Origin of the sequence: Intrasporangium calvum, from assembly GCF_028446585.1 — a bacterium.
Taxonomy (GTDB): domain Bacteria; phylum Actinomycetota; class Actinomycetes; order Actinomycetales; family Dermatophilaceae; genus Intrasporangium; species Intrasporangium calvum_A.
The window spans coordinates 1-4297 of the sequence record NZ_JAPFQL010000139.1; the positions used below are offsets into that span (position 1 = coordinate 1).

Here is a 4297-nt window from a genome sequence, read left to right on the forward strand (position 1 = left end):
CGGACCCCAAAGGCACTGGGCAGGCACGATGGACCATGCGGTGGAAGCCTGCGCTGAACGCTTTCGCCGTCACCTTCGCCGACCGCATGCCGGCCGCCGAGAACCTCTGAAGATCACGTGCCAGAAACACCGTTCGTCGGACGGACCCTTGTACGCCACATCGCCGACTGCTGGGCGTCTGGTGCGTGAGTGCTTGCCGGTAGCCAGTCGTTGGCTCAGCCGGCGCCGGGCAACCGGGAGACCTTGGAGTGGAAGGATGACTGCGTGATCGACTCTGTTTGGCAGCGAACGGCTCGGACCATCGTGTCAGGGCAGATCGCGGGTGACATGAGGTTCCACGAGCGCCGAGCCGTCTCGCGACCACGTCGTCGCCGAGGTGAGTTCGCAGCCAGTTATGCCGTGGTCGACGCGCACGGTTCCGGTGTCCGCTTCCTGCTCGAGGACGTCCATGTCACGTTCGCATCGAGCATCTTCACCTCCTGCGTGTTCGAGGGAAAGCGCGCATGGCCCGCCGCCGGCGCATTCGGTCACACCTCCGGCAGGAGCGTGTACCGCGACTGCCACTTCCTTGGCGTGAACTTCGACCTACACGGCTTCTCCTTGGGGTGGGCGAGATTCGAGCGGTGCACCTTCGAACGCTGCAGAACTGGGCACATCTACTCTCCCCGTGCGGACCTCGTAGGGTGCCGTTTCATCGGTCGTGTTGACAATGCTCAGCTTCTGGGAGCTGATCCCGCGACGGGGATCCCCAATGACATCCGGGATAACGACTTCAGCAACGCCGAACTGGGTCGAGTCTCCTTCCAGGCGGGTGCTCGACCGGAGGACCAGCTATGGCCCCGGGACGTCGTTGTCGAACGGGATGCCTCCGGGTGGGAGACGGTCGTGCGGCCCTCGGCCGACGCCTCACCCTGACACCCCCTAGTACAAGTCGCGTTTGGCAACCACGCCTCCGGCCATAAGATCGGGACGACTAACGCCCGTCCGGAACTGCCCGTGATTGCGCGTCTCGGATCCGCGTCACACCACCGCGACATGGGGTGGTCGGGTGCACCGTCCGCCCTGATGGCGGCACGGCGCCCTCGATCGTGCATGGGTGGGCTTCCCACCGGGTGCCACAGTGGGGCGGGGATGATTGCCCCGTCGTAATCGCCTTGCGCGCCTGAGCGTCTGGTGATGAGGTAGCCCGGTGCCCCAGCCCGAGACGGACAATACTCGCGTCATCTCGGCCGTCCCCGGTCGAACAAACGTCTACGTCCACCTCGACGTCGTGTATGCGCAACGTGATGGCGTCGACCTGCATCTGCAGATCATCCAGCCCAGTGGTGACGCGGCGATGCTCGGCTGGGAGGCGGCGTTCTCGGGCCGGTACCCGTGTATTGCCTTCGTACAGGGGGCCGGGTGGCGCGAGCAGGCTCTCGGTGCCGCCATGTCGTACCTGTGCCGGTTCGCCGCGCGCGGCTACGTCATCGCGATCGTCGAGCACCGCCCCTCCGCGGTGGCCCCGCACCCTGCGCAGGTGCACGACGCCAGGACGGCCATCCGCTGGCTCCGACAGCATGCCGACCGGTACGGCATCAACGCCGAGCGCATCACCATCGCCGGGGACAGCTCCGGCGGGCACACCGCCCTGCTCGTCCACGCCACCGACGGGTCGCCCGCACTGGACGACGATCCCGACGCGGGACCGTTGAACCTGTCTAGCGCGGTCGCGTTCTATGCGCCGACCGATCTGACGCAAATGGAGCGCGACGACGCGGTCCGCGACCTGCTCGGCGGCCGACGTCCCAGCGAAGACCTTGATGCTGCCCGCGAAGCCAGCCCTGCCTATCACCTCGACGCACGTCCCCGCGGGCCGGTTCTCCTGGTTCATGGCACCGCTGATGAGGTCGTTCGCTACGAGCACAGCGTCGCCTACGCGCAGGCACAGGCCGAGGCCGGCCACGAGTGCGACCTGGTGCTCGTCGAGGGTGCCCACCACGGCATCTGGCCCTCCCTGTTCAACTCCGAGGTGGCCGACGTCGTGGACGCGTTTCTCCGCCGGCAGACCATGGGCACGCATGAGCCGCCGACACCTGAGGCCGTGACGGACACGAGGAAGCAGTGAGTGCCGATAAGCGAAGGGAGCCGGTGCCCCGAATGGGCTACGGTCCGATCGGTATGGAACTGCCTTGGCCCTTGACCGATGGCCGCGTCACTGTTCGTCCAGCCGATCCTGCCGACGCGCACGCCTTCCTCGGCTACAAGCGTCGGCCCGAGTGCCAAGCGTATGTCAGCCGCACCGTCGACACCCTTGAGCAAGCACAGGCTTTGATCGGCGACCGCATTGGGGAGGCAGACTCCCTGCTATGCGCTGTCCTCCTTGCTGATCGGGTGGTCGGGGACATCGGCGGCCGACGGTACCGTCCCGAGACGCTGGGCCCCGAGCCGGACGTCCACGACTTCTACCTCGGCTACTCCATTGACCCCGACTACTGGAACCGCGGAGTCGCCAGCGCAGCAACCGCCCTGGTGGTGACTGCTCTGCACGAAGCTGGAATCCGCCGAGTCGTCGCGAAGACCTTCGCCGAGAACGCCGCATCCATCCGAGTCCTGACCAAGAACGGGTTCGTTCTCGAGGGCACCGAGCGGTTCGCCGCCCTCGGGAGGGACGGCCGCTGGCTCGACGACTGCACCTTGGCCCATCTGGTCGGGTAGCGCCCCGCAGCCCGAACGGAGCGGGCGGCAGGCGGGTGGCCGCCCCACGGGGGCATGCTCAGTCGCTGGTTGAGTGGCGGTTTAGTGCGGCCACAGTGACAAACTCGGTTCGTGGGCAACTTCGACATCGTGCCGTCACCTGGCGGTTGGCGGTCGCCTCCAGGGGCCCGCCCCGCATGGAACTGGACTCCGCCTGAGCATGGTCTGACTCCCCGACTTGATCGGGTGCCCCGCTGGGTCAGGGTGTGGTTCAGGGTGCCATTCGCAGATCGGTTCGCGTACGTGTGGATGTGGCATCACGGCGGCTGGGACATCGTGCCGTCGACCCCGCCAAGGCCCGAGCAGGGCGGTGTCAGCGAGCCGCTCCATTCCAACCCATCCCCTTCAGAGATTCAGCTTGCGCGAACGGCCACGGACGACTGATACGCCACCTATTCGCGAGTCGCGCGGCTCGGACCTGCGTCTTACCGCCGCAAGAGGACGCTGAGCCGGGTCGGCTAGGCAGCGCAGCCTTCGTCGGCGACCCTGCGTCAATCCCGATGCCGTCCCCGATAGTTTGCTGCTCGCCTGCGGACGCGGTAACCGATAACCAACGCGGTAGCTGCGAACACACCGAGCACCCCAGCACGGATCTGCAAGGACTGGTAGAAGGTCGACGCGACAAGCGCCGCGAAGGCGAGGTGAAGCACCACGTCCTCTGCAGCCTTGAGGTGGGACCAGTCGTATCCGATGGGCAGCATCCCCAGCACAGCAGCTAATGCGATCAGTGCCCAGATCAAGTCCATAGCGTGCTCTGCCACCGTTCTTCACGCGTGGAACGAGCAAAATCGACTAACGCCGACAGCGGCATCGCGTGCACCGGTAGGAACTTCGCTTCTAGACGGGTGTCGCGCAAGGGTCTCCCTCCGGGTCGAGCGGGGGTAGCGTAGCGAATCGGCCCAGGCCTTTGGACCCGCGTCTTACCGCCGCCTGTCGACCAGCGGCCTTCTCGCACAACCTGCTGTGTGCAGCCGGGGTCGCAACTTACTTGATGGCCGCCTGCGCCTTGCCCTTGTTGACGTCCTCGGCGTACAGGGGGAAAGGCGCTGGGAGAGTTCCATTCCCGGAGCGGCGACGAGTTACAAAGGCTCCCTGTCAACTGCGTGCCCGTAGGGCGCTTCTTTCTCCGATATCGGATGCCATGCCGCATCTGGGCGGCACTGGGCCCGCGTCCGTTCGGCTCTGTACGCCGGCCCCGACGCTTCCGGGTAGGACCACTGGCATCATCAGGTGCGTGCGTCCTGTCGTCGTATGGCTGCGGCTCGTGTCCGGGATGTCGGTCGGGCTCCTCCTGCTCGCGATGTTGCCAGCCGCTGCTGCCCCTCACCCGGGGGAGCCGGTCCTCCGACGCGTGATGCTCCTTCTTGCACTGCTCGGTTTCGCGCTTGGAGCTGCAGGCTGGGGGCTGGGCGCGCGGTGGGGCGGCTTGGGCAGGGTGGTGCGAGGCGGAGGTGAGCTGGTGTTCGGCCTGGCGATGTTGGCCTACGTCGTGGCCGTTCTGCAGCTGCCGGGCTGGCTCGGTTGGGCCCTGTTCGGGCTGTTCGCGACCGCCGGGGTGGCC

At 66.6% G+C, this 4297-nt stretch carries 5 protein-coding genes; 4 read left to right on the plus strand and 1 reads right to left on the minus strand.

Features of this window, described 5'->3' with window-relative positions; all coding sequences use genetic code 11:
* Nucleotides 1–264 precede the first annotated feature (264 nt).
* The 3 genes from OO014_RS18960 (at nucleotide 265) to OO014_RS18970 (ending at nucleotide 2697) form a co-directional block, all read left to right on the plus strand.
* Complete coding sequence (locus OO014_RS18960) at nucleotides 265–915, plus strand: hypothetical protein (RefSeq protein ID WP_272463887.1); 651 nt, start codon at nucleotides 265–267, stop codon at nucleotides 913–915.
* A gap of 274 nt (nucleotides 916–1189) precedes the next feature.
* On the plus strand, nucleotides 1190–2107 hold the full coding sequence (locus OO014_RS18965; RefSeq protein ID WP_272463888.1) for an alpha/beta hydrolase: 918 nt from the start codon (nucleotides 1190–1192) through the stop codon (nucleotides 2105–2107).
* 32 nt (nucleotides 2108–2139) lie between these two features.
* Entirely contained in the window at nucleotides 2140–2697 is a 558-nt protein-coding gene (locus OO014_RS18970) for a GNAT family N-acetyltransferase (protein WP_272463889.1), read from the plus strand.
* Nucleotides 2698–3227: 530 nt separating this feature from the next.
* Here the strand turns inward: OO014_RS18970 and OO014_RS18975 are convergent.
* Complete coding sequence (locus OO014_RS18975) at nucleotides 3228–3476, minus strand: hypothetical protein (protein WP_272463890.1); 249 nt, start codon at nucleotides 3474–3476, stop codon at nucleotides 3228–3230.
* A 494-nt stretch (nucleotides 3477–3970) separates the two neighbouring features.
* Here OO014_RS18975 and OO014_RS18980 point away from each other — a divergent pair.
* Nucleotides 3971–4297, plus strand: a 327-nt coding sequence (locus OO014_RS18980; protein ID WP_272463891.1) for a hypothetical protein, incomplete at its 3' end; no start/stop codon positions are given.